11 protein-coding genes and 2 rRNA genes (1 of these 13 only partly in view) are annotated in these 15362 nt (G+C 61.7%); 9 read left to right on the forward strand and 4 right to left on the reverse strand.

From position 1 onward, the window contains the following. Positions 1–10: 10 nt before the first annotated feature. The 8 genes from benC (at position 11) to cysA (ending at position 8501) form a co-directional block, all read left to right on the forward strand. Complete coding sequence (benC, locus tag PU634_RS15415; protein WP_306761656.1) at positions 11–1039, forward strand: benzoate 1,2-dioxygenase electron transfer component BenC; 1029 nt, start codon at positions 11–13, stop codon at positions 1037–1039. After that, a complete protein-coding gene (gene benD / locus PU634_RS15420; RefSeq protein WP_306761657.1) occupies positions 1036–1815 on the forward strand; it encodes a benzoate diol dehydrogenase BenD in 780 nt (259 codons plus the stop codon). The genes benC and benD overlap by 4 nt, the downstream gene beginning before the upstream one ends. A 101-nt stretch (positions 1816–1916) precedes the next feature. Then, entirely contained in the window at positions 1917–3251 is a 1335-nt protein-coding gene (locus PU634_RS15425; RefSeq protein WP_306761658.1) for an MFS transporter, read from the forward strand. A 94-nt stretch (positions 3252–3345) separates the two neighbouring features. After that, positions 3346–4563, forward strand: a complete 1218-nt coding sequence (locus PU634_RS15430; RefSeq protein ID WP_306761659.1) for a benzoate/H(+) symporter BenE family transporter — start codon at positions 3346–3348, stop codon at positions 4561–4563. 151 nt (positions 4564–4714) lie between these two features. Beyond that, the gene (cysP, locus tag PU634_RS15435; RefSeq protein WP_094202196.1) at positions 4715–5719 is read left to right on the forward strand and encodes a thiosulfate ABC transporter substrate-binding protein CysP; all 1005 of its coding nucleotides are present in this window, start codon (positions 4715–4717) and stop codon (positions 5717–5719) included. Between the two features lie 3 nt (positions 5720–5722). Next, complete coding sequence (gene cysT, locus PU634_RS15440; RefSeq protein ID WP_306761661.1) at positions 5723–6565, forward strand: sulfate/thiosulfate ABC transporter permease CysT; 843 nt, start codon at positions 5723–5725, stop codon at positions 6563–6565. After that, the gene (cysW, locus tag PU634_RS15445) at positions 6565–7404 is read left to right on the forward strand and encodes a sulfate/thiosulfate ABC transporter permease CysW (RefSeq protein ID WP_306761663.1); all 840 of its coding nucleotides are present in this window, start codon (positions 6565–6567) and stop codon (positions 7402–7404) included. The genes cysT and cysW overlap by 1 nt, the downstream gene beginning before the upstream one ends. A gap of 5 nt (positions 7405–7409) precedes the next feature. After that, positions 7410–8501, forward strand: a complete 1092-nt coding sequence (gene cysA, locus PU634_RS15450; RefSeq protein ID WP_306761665.1) for a sulfate/thiosulfate ABC transporter ATP-binding protein CysA — start codon at positions 7410–7412, stop codon at positions 8499–8501. Positions 8502–8545: 44 nt separating this feature from the next. On the opposite strand, the gene cysM is transcribed toward cysA, so the two are convergent. Together cysM and PU634_RS15460 are read right to left on the reverse strand one after the other, a co-directional pair. Beyond that, positions 8546–9445, reverse strand: a complete 900-nt coding sequence (gene cysM / locus PU634_RS15455) for a cysteine synthase CysM (protein WP_306761666.1) — start codon at positions 9443–9445, stop codon at positions 8546–8548. Positions 9446–9509: 64 nt separating this feature from the next. Next, complete coding sequence (locus PU634_RS15460) at positions 9510–10127, reverse strand: LysE family translocator (RefSeq protein WP_306761668.1); 618 nt, start codon at positions 10125–10127, stop codon at positions 9510–9512. Between the two features lie 107 nt (positions 10128–10234). Here PU634_RS15460 and PU634_RS15465 point away from each other — a divergent pair, with 107 nt between their 5' ends. Beyond that, positions 10235–12895: a bifunctional acetate--CoA ligase family protein/GNAT family N-acetyltransferase gene (locus PU634_RS15465; RefSeq protein ID WP_306761670.1), complete on the forward strand. Its 2661-nt coding sequence runs from the start codon at positions 10235–10237 to the stop codon at positions 12893–12895. Positions 12896–13083: 188 nt separating this feature from the next. On the opposite strand, the gene rrf is transcribed toward PU634_RS15465, so the two are convergent. Together rrf and PU634_RS15475 are read right to left on the reverse strand one after the other, a co-directional pair. Then, a 5S ribosomal RNA gene (rrf, locus tag PU634_RS15470) occupies positions 13084–13198 on the reverse strand. Between the two features lie 85 nt (positions 13199–13283). After that, positions 13284–15362, reverse strand: a 23S ribosomal RNA gene (locus tag PU634_RS15475) (it continues 811 nt past the right edge of the window).

Consider the following 15362-nt stretch of genomic DNA (forward strand, 5'->3'; position numbering starts at 1 on the left):
GGAAAGCATTATGAGTTACAACATTGCCCTCAACTTTGAAGACGGCGTTACCCGTTTCATCACCTGCAACGACGGCGAAACCGTGCTGGATGCGGCCTATCGCAACCAGATCAACCTGCCCATGGACTGCTCCGACGGCGTGTGCGGCACCTGCAAGGGCAGCTGCCATCAGGGCGACTTTGAGCTCGGCGACGAATACATCGACGAGGCTCTGACCGACGAGGAAGTGGCCGACGGCAAAATTCTGACCTGCCAGATGATTCCCGTCAGCGACTGCGTGGTGGAGATTCCGGCCGCGTCCACCCTGTGCAAAACCGGCACCGCCGAGATCGGCGGCACCCTGGCCGAGGTCAACCTGATCTCGCCCACCGCCATCGAGCTGAAGGTGACCGCAGATCAGGACATCGCCTTTTTGCCCGGCCAGTACGTCAACATCGGCGTACCGGGCACCGAGGAAGTACGCGCCTACTCCTTCAGCTCACTGCCGGGCAGCCGGGAGCTGAGCTTTTTGATCCGCAACGTACCGGGCGGCCTGATGAGCTCCTGGCTGGTGGGTCAGGCCAAGACCGGTGACCGCCTCAGCCTGAACGGCCCCCTGGGCGTGTTCTATCTGCGCCCGCTGGCACTGCCGGTACTGATGCTGGCCGGTGGCACCGGCCTGGCCCCCTTCCTGGCCATGCTGGAAGAGCTTCGGGTGAAGGGCTGCGATCAGCCGGTGCACCTGCTTTACGGCGTGACCAACGACGATGACCTGGTCGGGGTCGAGGCCTTGCAGCAGTTTGCCGCCGACATCGACAACTTCACCTTCAAAACCGTGGTGGCCAATCCCGACAGCGCGCACCCGCACAAAGGCTATGTAACCAACCACATGGAAGACGCCCCCATCGGCCACGGCGAAGTGGACGTGTATCTGTGCGGCCCGCCCCCCATGGTGGATGCGGTGCTGGGTTACTTCCGCGACCAGGGCATTGAACCGCATTCATTCCATTACGAGAAGTTCAGCCCCAGCGTGACCGGGGTTGGGGAGCCGGTCGCATGAGTGCCCGCTTTACCGACAAGGTGATGGTGATCACCGGCGCCGCCCAGGGCATTGGCCGGCGGGTGGCCGAGCGCGCGGCGGCGGAAGGCGCTCGCCTGGTGCTGGCGGATCTGGCGGATTATGTGCACGAGCTGGCGGCCGAGCTGCAGCAGCGAGGCACCCAGGCCCTGGCGGTGCAGGCAGATCTGGAAACCTGGGAAGGGGCGGAAACCCTGATGGCTCAGGCCCGGGCGCGCTTTGGCCGCATCGATATTCTGGTGAACAACGTGGGCGGCACCATCTGGGCCCAGCCCTACGAGCACTACACCCCGGAGCAGATCCAGAAGGAAATTCAGCGCTCGCTGTTCCCCACCCTGTGGTGTTGCCGGGCCGTGCTGCCCGGCATGGTGGAGCAGCGCGGCGGCGTCATCGTCAACGTGTCGTCGGTGGCCACCCGCGGCCTGATGCGGGTGCCCTACGGCGCCGCCAAGGGCGGAGTGAACGCCATGACCGCCAACCTGGCCTTTGAATATGCCGGCCATGGAATTCGCGTTAATGCCACCGCGCCGGGCGGCACCGAGGCCCCGCCCCGGCTGACCCCGCGCAACAGCGAGGCCCAGGGGGAACGGGAACAGCAGTGGTACCAGACCCTGGTGGATCAGACCAGGAACACCAGCCTGATGCACCGTTACGGCACCCTGGACGAACAGGCGGCGGCCATTCTGTTCCTGGCGTCCGACGAGGCCAGCTACATCACCGGCACCGTGCTTCCCGTGGCGGGGGGCGATCTGGGCTGACAGGCAATAAGGGCCGCCCGAAGGAGGGGCGGCCTTTTTTACTCGACCGGAGACGTTTTCTCCAACTCCTGACTTATGGACAGCTTACGGAGTAATATGCGATGAGACAGATAGATGTAAACCAGACCATAGACAACGCCAGCTTTACCCCCTTTCACTGGAAAGTCCTGTTCTGGTGTTCCCTCATTATTATTTTCGACGGTTACGACCTGGTGATCTACGGCGTGGTGCTGCCACTGCTGATGGATCAGTGGCAACTCAACCCTTATGTGGCCGGTTTGCTGGGCAGCAGCGCGCTGTTTGGCATGATGTTTGGCGCCATGGGTTTTGGCATGCTGTCGGACCGGCTCGGACGCAAGAAAACCATTCTTATCTGCGTGGTGCTGTTCAGCCTCACCACCGTCATCAACGGTCTGGCCACCAGCCCCTGGCAGTTCGGCCTGCTGCGCTTTATCGCCGGCCTCGGCATCGGCGGCGTCATGCCCAATGTGGTCTCGCTGATGAGTGAATATTCCCCCAAACGCAGCCGCAGCACCCTGGTGGCGCTGATGTTCAGCGGCTATGCCGTGGGCGGCATGATGTCGGCCGGTCTCGGCATCTGGATAGTGCCCAACTTCGGCTGGGAGATCATGTTCTACCTGGCCATAGTGCCCCTGCTGCTGCTGCCGCTGATGATCAAATACCTGCCCGAGTCGGTGGCCTATCTGATGGCACAAAACCGCCAGCGGGAAGCCCGGGAGTTGTTGCGTAAGGTAGCCCCCGACCAGCGTATTGAGCGTCATGACACTCTGGTGGTGCCGCCGGCCAATGTGCAGAAGGCACCGGTGCTGGAACTGCTGCGCGGCGGCCGTGCTCTCAGCACCCTGATGTTCTGGACCGCCTTCTTCTGCTGCCTGCTGATGGTCTATGCCCTCGGCTCCTGGTTACCCAAGCTGATGTCGGCCGCCGGCTACGAGCTGGGCTCCAGCCTGATGTTCCTGATGGTGCTCAACATCGGCGCCATTGTCGGTGCCGTGGGCGGCGGCTGGCTGGCAGACCGCTTCTCGCTGCGCTCGGTGCTGGTCAGCTTCTTTATGCTGGCGTCCGCCTCTCTGGTGCTGCTCGGTTATCCCCACCCCATGTGGTTGCTGTACAGCCTGATGGCCGTGGCCGGCGCCACCACCATCGGCTCGCAGATTTTGCTGTATGCCTATGTGGCCCAGTTTTACCCGGCCGACATTCGTTCCACCGCCCTGGGCTGGGCCTCGGGCGTGGGCCGCAATGGCGCCATCGTCGGCCCCATGCTGGGCGGCACCCTGCTGGCCCTGGCGCTGCCGCACCAGATGAACTTTCTGGCGCTGGCCATTCCCGGCGCCATCGCCACCCTGGCCATCGCCCTGGTAGGCCGAAGCCAGCCGGCCGGGCAACCCGCCGCCGAAGCCGCTACCAACGGCTGAACATTGTCGCGATTATGCATAATATTGCCGCGATGATGGATAGCCCCGGCTGAATGCCGGGGCTATCCTGTTTTATTTTTCCAAGGAGCCGGGCATGAAGGCTTTTCTGCGCGATCTTTCACTGCCGGCGGTGGCCGCCGGCTTTCTGGCGGTGATGGTTTCTTACGCCGGCCCGCTGGCCATCGTGTTTCAGGCCGGCGCCAGCGCCGGCATCTCTCAGGAGATGATGACCTCCTGGGTATGGGCCATTTCCATCGGCGCCGCGGTATCGGGCATGGTGCTGTCCTTCTGGCTCAAGGTGCCCGTGGTCACCGCCTGGTCAGTGCCTGGCATCGCACTGCTGGTGCCGATGTTTCCCGGGCTGACCCTGGGTGAGGCGGTGGGCGCCTACCTGACCGCCGCCGCCATTACCCTGATCATTGGCCTGTCGGGCAGCTTTGATCGCCTGATGCGGGCCATTCCCCGGGGGGTGGCCGCCGGCATGATGGCCGGCATTTTGTTTCAGTTCGGCACCAATGCCTTTGTGGCCGTGGAAACGGCGCCGGCCCTGGCCACCGGCATGGTGCTCACCTACCTGCTGGGCCGCCGCTGCTGCCCCCGCTATACCCTGATCCTGTTGCTGCTGGTGGGCATGGGGCTGGCGGTGGTACTGGAAGGCGCCAGTCTGGCCGGCCTTCGGTGGTCACTGACCACGCCGCAATTCATTACCCCGGAATGGTCACTGACCACTACCCTGAGCCTGGCCCTGCCGCTGGTGCTGGTCAGCCTGTCCGGTCAGTATTTGCCGGGCATGGCCATACTGCATGCCACCGGTTTCAGGGTCAGTGCCCGGCCAATACTGGCCGTCACCGGACTGGCGTCCCTGCCCATGGCGCTGTTTGGCGGCGTCAGCATTGTGGTGGCGGCCATTACCGCCGCCATCTGCACCGGCGAAGACGCCCATGAAAACCCGCACCGGCGCTATGTGGCCGGGGTATTCAACGGGCTCTTCTATCTGGTAGGCGGCCTGTTTGCCGGCACCATCGTTAGCCTGTTTACCTCGCTGCCGGCGGCCTTTGTGGCGGTGCTGGCGGGACTGGCCCTGCTCGGTGCCATTGGCGGCAACCTGGTCATCGCACTGGACACCCCCGGAGAGCGGGAAGCGGCCCTGTTGAGCTTTGTGGTCACCGCCTCCGGGCTGTCATTGTTCGGCTTGTCGTCGGCGCTGTGGGGAGTGGTGGCCGGCTGTGTGGCACAGCTGGTGCTGGCGTCGCCGTCCCTGTCTGCCGGCCGGCTGCACCCTGAGGCGCCCCCCTCGCCGAAGCAAGAGTAACCTTGGGGTCACCGGCCTGCCGAGCAGGCCTGGTGATGACTTATATCCGCCCTTGCTTATATATTCCAAAAGTAACTATTAAAGATGGTTTAAATATTCATTGAGCATATTAGACTCGACGCAGACCTTATTCTTCGTTCGGAGTTGAATCATGCGCAAATCCCTTCTGGCCTCCGTGTTGTTTGCCGCCGGCCTGAGTGCCACCCTGCCGCTGCAGGCCAAGGAACTGCTGAACAGCAGCTATGACATCGCCCGCGAGCTGTTTGCCGACATCAACCCGGTGTTCGTGAAGCACTGGCAGGAACAAACCGGCGAGACCCTGGAGATCAAGCAGTCCCACGCCGGCTCGTCCCGCCAGGCTCAGGCCATTCTGCAGGGCCTGCGCGCCGACGTGGTGACCTACAACCAGACCACGGATGTGGACGTGCTGCACCAGAAGGGCAAGCTGATCCCCGCCGACTGGAAGGCGCGCCTGCCCAACGACAGCTCCCCCTACTATTCCACCATGGCGTTTCTGGTACGCAAGGATAACCCCAAGCAGGTGCAGGGCTGGGACGATCTGACCCGGGACGACGTGCAGCTGGTATTCCCCAACCCCAAAACCTCCGGCAATGGCCGTTACACCTATCTGGCCGCCTGGGGTGCCGCCCACAAGGCCTTTGATGGCGACGAAAGCAAAATCCGCGAGCACATGGGCAAGCTGGTGAAGCAGGTCGCCGTGTTCGACACCGGCGGCCGGGGTGCCACCACTACCTTTGTGGAGCGGGGCATCGGTGATGTGCTGATCACCTTTGAATCGGAAGTGAACAACATCATTGCCCAGTACCCGGATCAGGCCTTTGAGCGGGTGGTGCCGCCGGTGGACGTGCTGGCCGAGTTTCCGGTGACCTGGATTGACCGCAACGTGGAACGCAACGACACCGCCGACGCCGCCAAGGCCTATCTGGAGTTCCTGTACACGCCTGAGGCCCAGCGCATTCTGGCCAGCTACAACTACCGGGTGCATAACGAAGAAGTGGCCGCCGAGGTCGCCGACCAGTTCCCGGCCACCGAGCTGTTTACCGTGGAAGAGATCTTTGGTGGCTGGGAGCAGGCCATGAAGGATCACTTCGCCAACGGCGCCAGCCTGGATCAGCTGCAGGCCGAGGCCCGCTAAGTCATGGCGGCGCTGCTGGGCTCCTCAAAGCGGGTGCTGCCGGGCTTTACCCTGAGCCTGGGCACCAGCCTGCTGTTTGTCAGCCTGATCATTCTGCTGCCGCTCACCGGGCTGGTGATCAACACCAGCCAGATGGGCTGGGAGGAATACTGGCGGGTGGTTACCGACCCGCGGGTGGTGGCCACCTACCAGGTCACCCTCAGCGCCGCCGCTGTGGCCAGTTTGTTCAATATGGCCTTTGGCCTGCTGATGGCCTGGATCCTCACCCGCTACCGCTTTCCCGGCCGGGCCCTGCTCGACGGCCTGATGGACCTGCCCTTTGCCCTGCCCACCGCCGTGGCGGGCCTGACCCTGGCCTCGCTGTTTGCCACCAATGGCTGGTATGGTGCCTGGCTGGCGGAGCTGGGTATCAAGGTGTCTTACACCTGGGTGGGCATAGTGGTGGCCATGGTGTTTACCAGCGTGCCCTTTGTGGTGCGCACGGTGCAGCCGGTACTGGAAGATCTGGGCCCGGAATATGAAGAAGCCGCCGCCACCCTGGGGGCCAGCCCCTGGCAGGCCTTTACTCGCGTGGTGCTGCCCGAGTTGCGCCCGGCGCTGTTTACCGGCACCGCGCTGTCCTTTACCCGCAGCCTGGGCGAATTCGGTGCGGTGATCTTTATTGCCGGCAACATGCCCTGGCAGACCGAGATCACCTCGCTGATGATCTTTATTCGGCTGCAGGAGTTCGACTACGCCGCCGCCAGCGCCATTGCCAGCCTGGTGCTGCTGGCTTCATTTGTGCTGCTGTTTGCCATCAACACCCTGCAGGGCCGCTTTATGCGCCGCATACGAGGTAACGCCTGATGGAACAGACCCTTACCCTCAAGGCGTCCCGCCCCTGGGGTCGGTGGCTGCTGATTGGCACCGGCGTGGTGCTGACCCTGCTGTTGCTGGTGGTGCCGCTGTTTGCCATTTTTGCCGGGGCTCTGGCCGCCGGCGTGGGTGGTGTGCTCGACAACCTGGCCGAGCCCGATATGCTGCACGCCATTGGCCTGACCCTGATGGTGGCGGCCATTACCGTGCCGGTAAACCTGGTGTTCGGCACCCTGCTGGCCTGGCTGGTCACTCGCTTTCGCTTTCCCGGCCGTCAGCTGCTGCTGACCCTGATGGACGTGCCCTTTGCGGTGTCACCGGTGGTAGCCGGCCTGCTCTATCTGCTGATGTACGGCGTGAACGGACCGGTGGGCGGCTGGCTCGACGGCCACGATATGCAGCTGATGTTTGCCTGGCCCGGCATTGTGATGGTCACAGTGTTTGTCACCTGCCCCTTTGTGGTGCGCGAGCTGGTGCCGCTGATGAGCAGCCAGGGCACCGACTCGGAAGAGGCCGCCGTGCTGCTGGGGGCCAGTGGCTGGCAGCTGTTCCGCAAGGTCACCCTGCCCAATATTCGCTGGGCGCTGCTCTACGGCGTGATCCTCACCAACGCCCGGGCGGTGGGCGAGTTTGGCGCCGTGTCGGTGGTATCCGGCGGTATTCGCGGCGAAACCAACACCCTGCCCCTGCATGTGGAGCTGCTGCATCAGGACTACAATGCAGTGGGCGCCTTTACTGCCGCCGCCCTGCTGACCCTGATGGCAGTGGTCACCCTGATGATCAAATCTTATCTTGAGTGGCGTCTGCACAGCGCCAGTGAACAGGAGTAACCGGCATGAGCATTCGCATTGACGGCATTCAGAAATCCTTTGGCAAGACTCGAGTGCTGCACGACATCAACCTGGATCTGCCCAGCGGCCAGCTGGTGGGCCTGCTGGGGCCGTCGGGCTCGGGCAAGACCACGCTGCTGCGCATTATTGCCGGACTGGAGCAGGCCAATGCCGGCCGCATTCACTTCAGCGGCACCGAAGTGACCGGGCTGCACGCCCGGGATCGCAAGGTGGGCTTTGTGTTTCAGCATTACGCCCTGTTCCGCCATATGACGGTGTTCGACAACATCGCCTTTGGCCTGACCATCAAGCCCAAAAAGGAGCGCCCGTCCGCCGCCGAGATCAAAACCCGGGTCGGCAAGCTGCTGGAAATGATCCAGCTGTCGCACCTGGCCGACCGCTTTCCGTCCCAGCTGTCTGGCGGCCAGCGTCAACGGGTGGCCCTGGCCCGGGCACTGGCGGTGGAGCCACGGGTGCTGCTGCTGGACGAACCCTTTGGCGCTCTGGATGCCCAGGTACGCAAGGATCTGCGCCGCTGGCTGCGCCGGCTGCACGACGATCTGCACTTTACCAGCGTGTTCGTGACCCACGATCAGGAAGAGGCGCTGGATGTGTCGGATCAGGTGGTGGTGATGAGCCAGGGCCGCATCGAGCAGATTGGCAGCCCCAACACCGTGTGGCAACGGCCCGCCAGCCGTTTTGTGCTGGAGTTTCTGGGTGAAGTGGCCAAAATCGACGGCGAGCTGGCGGGTGGGCGCTTTCGCGTGGGCGAGCATGGCCTGGCGCTGCCGGCGGCAGCTCAACACAGCGGGGCCGCCAGCTGGTATCTGCGCCCCCACGAGATTGGCCTGCAGCATGATGCCAGCGCGAGCCATCCGCTGCCGGTGCGAGTAACCGACGTTAACCCCCGGGGCGCCATGGTACACCTGGAGCTGGAGCCAGCCGGCTGGCCGGGTCCACTGCTGGAAGCCGAGCTGGCCCGGCATCAACTCAATAACGTTTCTCGTGGCCAGACCCTCTATCTGGGCGGCAGCCAGGGACGCCTCTATGCCGGCGACAACCAGCTAGGTGAAAGCGAGCTGGCGTTATCGGCCTGAAGGACCGTGAGGAGTGAGGAGACGCTTTCCTCACTCCTCACACCTTACCCCTCACTGGTATTAAATACCCCGGATGACAGGTAGCGGTCGCCCCGGTCGCAGATAATGGCCACAATCACCGCATTGTCGACCTGCTCCGCCAGCTTGAGTGCACCAGCCACGGCACCGCCGGAGCTGACGCCACAGAAAATGCCTTCTTCTCGCGCCAGGCGCAGCATGGTGTCTACCGCCTCTTGTTCGCTGATATCCAGCACCGTATCAACCCGGCTTCTGTCAAAGATGCCCGGCAGATAGGCCTCGGGCCAGCGCCGAATGCCCGGAATATGGCTGCCTTCGCAGGGCTGCAAGCCCACGATCTGCACCTCCGGGTTCTGGCCTTTCAGGTACTCGGACACGCCCATAATGGTGCCTGTGGTGCCCATGCTCGATACGAAGTGGGTAATGCGGCCTTCGCTTTGCTGCCAGATTTCCGGGCCCGTACTCAGCAGGTGCGCCTGCGGGTTATCGGGGTTGTTGAACTGATCGAGGATCACGCCCTTGCCGGCGGCGGCCATGCTGTCGGCCAAATCCCGGGCGCCTTCCATGCCTTCCTCCTTGCTCACCAGGATCAGCTCGGCACCATAGGCGCGCATGGAGGCCTTGCGCTCTTCGGTGGAATTGTCGGGCATGATCAGCACCATTTTATAGCCCTTGATGGCGGCGGCCATGGCCAGGGCAATGCCGGTGTTGCCACTGGTGGCTTCTATCAAGGTGTCGCCGTGTTTAATGGTACCGCGCAGCTCCGCCTGCCGAATCATGTTCAGGGCGGGCCTGTCCTTCACCGAGCCGGCGGGGTTGTTGCCTTCCAGCTTGACCAGCACTTGGCTGTTGGTGTGCTCGGCCATGCGCTGTAGCCGCACCAGGGGCGTGTTGCCGACGTAATCCTCTATGGTCGGAAATGACATGGGTAATCCTTGCATGGGGTGAACTGGCTCCAGTTTACCCCATGCCATCGGCGGCCTCGACCGCTTATTGCCGGGTCAGGGCCAGCCGCGCACCCAACGCCATCATGAGCCCGCCCGAGATGCGGCCCAGGTACACGGAAAAACGCGCTCTGCCCTGCAGGCTGTGTTTCAGACGCTGGCCCAGCAGGCCGTAGGCACCATTACACAGGGTGGCGGTCAGGGTAAATACCAGCCCCAGCTGCAGCAGTTGCCAGGGCACGGAACCACTATCACTGGTCACGAACTGAGGCAGGAAGGCGAGGAAAAACAGCGCCACCTTGGGGTTGAGCATGCCCACCGTCAGCCCCCGGCGAAAGATTTGCCAGTCGCTTTGAGTGTCGGCCGCCGCCGGCAAGGCCAGGCGGCTGGCGTGACGCAGGCTGGTCCAGCCCAGGTAGAGCAGATAGGCCGCGCCGGCGTATTTGATCAGGGTAAAGGCGGTGGCGGACTGCAACACCAGCGCCGACAAACCCACCACCGCCAGCAGGGTATGGCCAAGGTAGGATACGCCCAGCCCCAGTGCCGCCAGCATGCCGGCCCGTTGCCGGCCCCCGAGCGCCTGAGACAGAATGAAAAAGATATCGGGCCCGGGGGTCAGATTAAGGGCCAGACAGGCGGGAATAAACAGCAACCAGACTTCCATCACAGTCTCCAGCCGGCTTTGCCGGTAGTCAGCACAAAAACAGTCACAGGCTGATAATATGCTTCAAATACCGCCATTACGCCATACTTCGTATTTGAGGAGACGCCATGCCGCAGCAAGGACTCGATGCCCTGTTCAGGCCCGCCAGCATCGCCGTGATCGGTGCCTCGCACCGGGACAACGGCGCCGGCAAGCTGGTGATGAAGAACCTGCTGGCCGGCAACTTCAGTGGTCCGGTCATGCCCGTGAACCCCAAATACGAAGCGGTGGCCGGGGTGATGGCCTACCCCGATATCGCCAGCCTGCCGCGCGTGCCGGATCTGGCCATTATCTGCACACCGGCCGACAAAAACCCGACCATCATCGAGCAACTGGGCCAAAAGGGTTGCAAGGCCGCCATTATTCTTGCCGCCGGCACCAGCCACGGCCAGCTCGAGTGCATGAAGGCCAGCGCACGGCAGCACCGCATGCGCCTGCTGGGCCCCAACAGCATGGGGGTAATACTGCCGCACCTGGGCCTGAATGTGAGTTTTGCGCCGTTTCCGGCCAAACCAGGGCGCATCGCCTTTGTGTCGCAATCTTCTGCCGTGTGCGCCACCATTCTGGACTGGGCCCGGCACAACGACATTGGCTTTTCCCACTTTATCTCCCTGGGGGATGCCTGCGACATCAACTTCGCCCAGCTGCTTGACTACCTGGCCCGGGACAGACACACCCAATCCATTCTGCTGTATATGGACGCGGTGCAGGACGCCCGCGCCTTTATGTCGGCGGCCCGGGCCGCGTCCCGCAACAAGGCGGTGTTGGTGGTAAAAAGTGGCAAAACCCGCATCGGCGCCCAGCTTGGCCATATTCACACCGGTGGCGACGTGGGCATGGATGCCGCCTACGACGCTGCCATTCGCCGGGCCGGCATGCTCAGGGTGCGCGATACTCACGATTTGTTTGCGGCGGTGGAAACCCTCAACCATTCCCACACCCTGCGCGGCGAGCGGCTGGTGGTGCTCACTAATGGCGCCGGCCCGGCCATCAACGCCATCGACACCCTGCTGGCCCGGGGCGGCAAGCTGGCCAGCCTGACCGAGACCACCCATGCGGCGCTGGACCGGGTGCTGCCGCCGTCCTGGTCGCATACCAATCCCATCGACATCGTCGGTGACGCGCCGGTGGAGCGCTACGTAGCCAGCCTGCGGGTATTGCTCGACAGCGACGACTGCGATGCCATTCTGATCATGCACGCACCCTCGGCTACCGTGAACAGCACCCATGTGGCCCGGGAGCTGATCGAGGTGATTCGCACTCACCCCCGCGCCAGACGTTTCAACATTCTCACCAACTGGTCCGGGGAAACCAGCGCCTTTGAAGCCCGGCGCTGCTTTACCGAGGCCGGCATTCCCACCTACCGCACCCCGGAAAGCGCCGCCGGGGCCTTTATGCACCTGGTGGAATACCGCCGCAACCAGAAGCAGTTAATGGAAACCCCGGAGTCCATCTCCGACATGCCCAACGACGGCGACACCGTGCGCGAGCTGATTGGCCAGGCCTTTGAGGAAGGACTGCACCAGCTCGACACCCATGAGGTAAGCCGGCTGATGGCGGCCTATGGCATTCAGGTATTGCCCACCTGGATCGCCACCGACGGCACCGAGGCCGCGCACATTGCGGAGCAAATCGGTTATCCGGTGGCGATCAAGCTGCGCTCACCCGATATTGTGCACAAATCGGAAGTGTCGGGTGTGGTGCTCAACCTGCGCTCGGCAGCCGAGGTGGCCCAGGCCGCCGATGCCCTGCTCGACCGGGTACGGCAAACCTACCCCAGCGCCCGCATTCACGGCCTGATGGTGCAGCGCATGGCACGCCGGGCCGGTTCTCAGGAGCTGCACATCGCAGTGCGTTCCGATCCGGTGTTTGGCCCGGTGATCCTGCTGGGTGACGGCGGCGTGGATCTGGAAGGGGAAGAGCAGGCCGCGGTGGCCCTGCCGCCGCTGAACATGACCCTGGCCCGTTACCTGGTGATCCAGGCGCTCAAGAGCGGCAAGGTGCGCGCCAACCGCTCCCAGCACCCCCTGGACATGATGGCGGTGTGCCGGGTGCTGACTCAGGTGTCGCATCTCATCATCGACCACCCGGAAATCATCAGCCTCGACATTCATCCGCTGCTGGCCACCGGCAGTGAACTGATCGCGCTGGACGTCAGCATGAAGCTGGCGCCCTTTGAGGGAGACGGCCAGGCCCGGCTGGCGATTCGGCCCTACCCGAGGGAATGGGAAGAGCGCACCGTGCTGAAAGACGGTACACCGGTAACCCTGAGACCCATACTGCCCGAAGACGAGCCCGCTCATCAGGACTTTGTCGGCCATGTCACCGACGAAGACCGCTACAAGCGCTTCTTTGCCGATGTGGTGATCGGCCATGAGGAGCTGGCCCACATGACCCAGATCGATTACGACCGGGAAATGGCCTTTGTGGCGGTGACCGAAGAGGGCCACATTCTGGGCGTGGTGCGCGCCATGTCGGATCCCGACAACGACGATGCCGAATTTGCGGTACTGGTACGCTCGGATCTCAAAGGCGTGGGCCTCGGTCGCATGCTGATGGAAAAGATCATTCGCTATGGCCGGCAACGCGGCCTGAACAGCCTGAGTGGCATTACCATGCCGTCCAACCGGGGTATGGTCACTCTGGCCCGCAAGCTGGGCTTCAAAACCAAAACACAACTGGAAGACGGTATTGTAGAGCTGAAGCTGCTGCTGGATAGTGACGTATGAGTAAGCGTCAGGGTCGTAAGTGCCGTTTATACCAAACGGATTAATCATTTTTCAGACGGTCATCCTGACGAAAGTCAGGATCTTCCAGCAGCAAGATACCGGGTCAAGTCCGGCATGGCAGGCCCGGCAGATACAATGAGAAATGAAAAAAGCCCTTCACAACAGTGAAGGGCTTTTCGGTATTGGGTGCCTGGCAGTGACCTACTTTCACATGGCAGCTGCCACACTATCATCGGCGCGGTTGCGTTTCACTGCTGAGTTCGGCATGGAGTCAGGTGGTTCCACAACGCTATGGCCGCCAGGCATAAAAACTTAATTCGGAAAAAACTATTTCGATGAATCTGTTTGTAGTCTCGACCTGCAAGGTCTCACACTTCTTGGGTGTTGTATGGTTAAGCCGCACGGGTCATTAGTACAGGTTAGCTGCACGCCTCACAGCGCTTCCACACCCTGCCTATCAACGTCCTGGTCTCGGACGGCCCTTTAGAGAGCTCGAAGCTCTGGGGATGACTCATCTCGAGGCTCGCTTCCCACTTAGATGCTTTCAGCGGTTATCGATTCCGAACTTAGCTACCGGGCAGTGCCACTGGCGTGACAACCCGAACACCAGAGGTTCGTCCACTCCGGTCCTCTCGTACTAGGAGCAGCCCCTCTCAATCATCCAACGCCCACGGCAGATAGGGACCGAACTGTCTCACGACGTTCTGAACCCAGCTCGCGTACCACTTTAAATGGCGAACAGCCATACCCTTGGGACCGACTTCAGCCCCAGGATGTGATGAGCCGACATCGAGGTGCCAAACACCGCCGTCGATATGAACTCTTGGGCGGTATCAGCCTGTTATCCCCGGAGTACCTTTTATCCGTTGAGCGATGGCCCTTCCATTCAGAACCACCGGATCACTATGACCTGCTTTCGCACCTGCTCGACGTGTCTGTCTCGCAGTTAAGCTGGCTTATGCCATTGCACTAACCGTACGATGTCCGACCGTACTTAGCCAACCTTCGTGCTCCTCCGTTACGCTTTGGGAGGAGACCGCCCCAGTCAAACTACCCACCAGGCACTGTCCTCACCCCGGATAACGGGGCCAAGTTAGAACATCAAACATACAAGGGTGGTATTTCAAGGATGGCTCCACGGCAACTGGCGTCACCGCTTCACAGCCTCCCACCTATCCTACACATGTAGGGTCAATGTTCAGTGCCAAGCTATAGTAAAGGTTCACGGGGTCTTTCCGTCTAGCCGCGGGTACACCGCATCTTCACGGCGATTTCAATTTCACTGAGTCTCGGGTGGAGACAGCGTGGCCATGGTTACACCATTCGTGCAGGTCGGAACTTACCCGACAAGGAATTTCGCTACCTTAGGACCGTTATAGTTACGGCCGCCGTTTACCGGGGCTTCGATCAAGAGCTTCACCTTGCGGCTAACCCCATCAATTAACCTTCCGGCACCGGGCAGGTGTCACACCGTATACGTCCTCTTGCGAGTTAGCACAGTGCTGTGTTTTTGATAAACAGTCCCAGCCACCTGGTCACTGCGACTGGCTCAGGCTCCATCCGCGAAGGACTTCACCCGCTCCAGCGTACCTTCTCCCGAAGTTACGGTACTATTTTGCCTAGTTCCTTCACCCGAGTTCTCTCAAGCGCCTTGGTATTCTCTACCCGACCACCTGTGTCGGTTTGGGGTACGGTTCACACACATCTGAAGCTTAGAGGCTTTTCCTGGAAGCAGGGCATCAATGACTTCGGTACCGTAGTACCTTCGTCTCGGGTCTCAGCGTTGTGACTCCGGATTTGCCTAAAGTCACCACCTACTCCCTTTCACCAGGACAACCAACGCCTGGCCCATCTAGCCTTCTCCGTCCCCCCATCGCAATGTGTGTCAGTACGGGAATATTAACCCGTTTCCCATCGACTACGCCTTTCGGCCTCGCCTTAGGGGCCGACTCACCCTGCCCCGATTAACGTTGGACAGGAACCCTTGGTCTTCCGGCGAGGAGGTTTTTCACCCCCTTTATCGTTACTCATGTCAGCATTCGCACTTCTGATATCTCCAGCATGCCTCACGACACACCTTCGCAGACTTACAGAACGCTCCCCTACCACTCACGCATAGCGTGAATCCGCGGCTTCGGTGCCTGATTTTAGCCCCGTTACATCTTCCGCGCAGGCCGACTCGACCAGTGAGCTATTACGCTTTCTTTAAATGATGGCTGCTTCTAAGCCAACATCCTGGCTGTCTGAGCCTTCCCACCTCGTTTCCCACTTAATCAGAACTTGGGGACCTTAGCCGGCGGTCTGGGTTGTTTCCCTCTTCACGACGGACGTTAGCACCCGCCGTGTGTCTCCCGGATAGTACTTACTGGTATTCGGAGTTTGCATGGGGTTGGTAAGTCGGGATGACCCCCTAGCCCAAACAGTGCTCTACCCCCAGTAGTATTCGTCCGAGGCGCTACCTAAATAG

It is taken from the genome of Oceanimonas pelagia, from assembly GCF_030849025.1.
GTDB lineage: Bacteria > Pseudomonadota > Gammaproteobacteria > Enterobacterales > Aeromonadaceae > Oceanimonas > Oceanimonas pelagia.

Bases quoted from the DNA above. Each gene is read 5' to 3' on its own strand.
- cysA (WP_306761665.1), top strand. From the start codon at position 7,410: ATGAGCATTCGCATTGACGGCATTCAGAAATCCTTTGGCAAGACTCGA.
- benD (WP_306761657.1), top strand. From the start codon at position 1,036: ATGAGTGCCCGCTTTACCGACAAGGTGATGGTGATCACCGGCGCCGCC.
- cysP (WP_094202196.1), top strand. From the start codon at position 4,715: ATGCGCAAATCCCTTCTGGCCTCCGTGTTGTTTGCCGCCGGCCTGAGT.
- cysW (WP_306761663.1), top strand. From the start codon at position 6,565: ATGGAACAGACCCTTACCCTCAAGGCGTCCCGCCCCTGGGGTCGGTGG.
- PU634_RS15425 (WP_306761658.1), top strand. From the start codon at position 1,917: ATGAGACAGATAGATGTAAACCAGACCATAGACAACGCCAGCTTTACC.
- benC (WP_306761656.1), top strand. From the start codon at position 11: ATGAGTTACAACATTGCCCTCAACTTTGAAGACGGCGTTACCCGTTTC.
- cysM (WP_306761666.1), bottom strand. From the start codon at position 9,445: ATGTCATTTCCGACCATAGAGGATTACGTCGGCAACACGCCCCTGGTG.
- cysT (WP_306761661.1), top strand. From the start codon at position 5,723: ATGGCGGCGCTGCTGGGCTCCTCAAAGCGGGTGCTGCCGGGCTTTACC.
- PU634_RS15465 (WP_306761670.1), top strand. From the start codon at position 10,235: ATGCCGCAGCAAGGACTCGATGCCCTGTTCAGGCCCGCCAGCATCGCC.
- PU634_RS15430 (WP_306761659.1), top strand. From the start codon at position 3,346: ATGAAGGCTTTTCTGCGCGATCTTTCACTGCCGGCGGTGGCCGCCGGC.
- PU634_RS15460 (WP_306761668.1), bottom strand. From the start codon at position 10,127: ATGGAAGTCTGGTTGCTGTTTATTCCCGCCTGTCTGGCCCTTAATCTG.